Source organism: Brevundimonas sp., assembly GCF_041911375.1.
In the GTDB taxonomy this organism is placed as follows: domain Bacteria; phylum Pseudomonadota; class Alphaproteobacteria; order Caulobacterales; family Caulobacteraceae; genus Brevundimonas.
Map to the genome: position 1 here is coordinate 1 of NZ_JAYRPA010000016.1, position 1,022 is coordinate 1,022.

The 1,022-nt window shown below is 69.6% G+C and carries 2 protein-coding genes; one reads left to right on the forward strand and one right to left on the reverse strand.

The window, feature by feature from the left end; translation table 11 throughout:
• The coding region (locus tag ACE3PU_RS02470; protein WP_374386308.1) for a DUF2189 domain-containing protein at positions 1–317 on the reverse strand (317 nt) is incomplete at its 3' end.
• A 240-nt stretch (positions 318–557) separates the two neighbouring features.
• Between ACE3PU_RS02470 and ACE3PU_RS02475 the strand changes: the two genes are divergently transcribed.
• Positions 558–1,022: 7TM-DISM domain-containing protein (locus ACE3PU_RS02475; protein ID WP_374386310.1), on the forward strand; the 465-nt coding region annotated here is incomplete at its 3' end.

The window sequence follows — 1,022 nt, forward strand, 5'->3', positions numbered from 1 at the left end:
AGCGCCCACAGGGCCCGCGCCGCGCCGGCGAAGCCGGCAGCCACCGCACCCGGGGTGACCGGCGCGCCCGCCTCGAACGCCCGCGCGATCCCGAAGAATCCGGCCAGGATTGCCGGCCCGACGAGCATGAAGGCCCCCGCTGCGGCGATCACGAATGGCGACCACCCCTGCGCCAGCAGCCCGCCCATGATCGCCGCACCGCCCAGGACGAAAATCAGCGAGTAGGCGATGCTGACGCCGCGCGTGGCGTTGGCGAGGCGCCAGCCGTCGGCCAGGGCCTGGCGCAGCATCGCGGTCGTTAGGGGGTTGATGGTCATGGCGGCGGAAATCCGGTTGGCGGCGACATGGGAAGGCTAACCAAAAGCCGATGCCCGGACGCCAATCCAGATCAAATAATTCCCCTGCTTTCAGTATTGTCATGCCCCGACCGTGGAAAATTTCATACCGGCGTCACGAGGCCCGCGGCTAACCTTGCGCCCATGCTCGTTTCCATGCCTTCCGCCTCGCTCTGTCGCCCCGCTGCACGCCTGCCGGCCCTGTCCCGGCTGGTCGGCGCCGTGCTGTTCTGGCTGCTGGCGATGCAGGCCGTCTGGGTTCACGCCGCGGCGCTCGAATTCCTGCCCGGCGAACCGCTCGGCCGCTGGATGGAAGTCATCGTCGAGAAGGGGCGGCCGCTGACGCTCGACGAGGCGGTCGAACAGTTTCGACGCGGGGCCTATGTCCGGGGTCACGAGGAAGTGCTCAAGTTCGGGATCGGGGCGCGCCCTGTCTGGCTGCGCCTGGCCGCGGACAACAACGGTCTGCGTGCCGCCGAGCGCCGCCTGCAGGTGGAAAACTCCTGGCTCGACCGCATCGACGTCTATCTCGTCAATGACGGACAGCTCGTCGCCCACCGGACGGCGGGCGACGCCGACGCGGGCGCCCAGCACCCGCTGCCCGGCCTCGGCTACGTCTTCGAGCTGACGCTGCCGCCCGGCCAGAACGAGATCCTGCTCCGCGTCGAGACGCCGGACCCGCTGCTG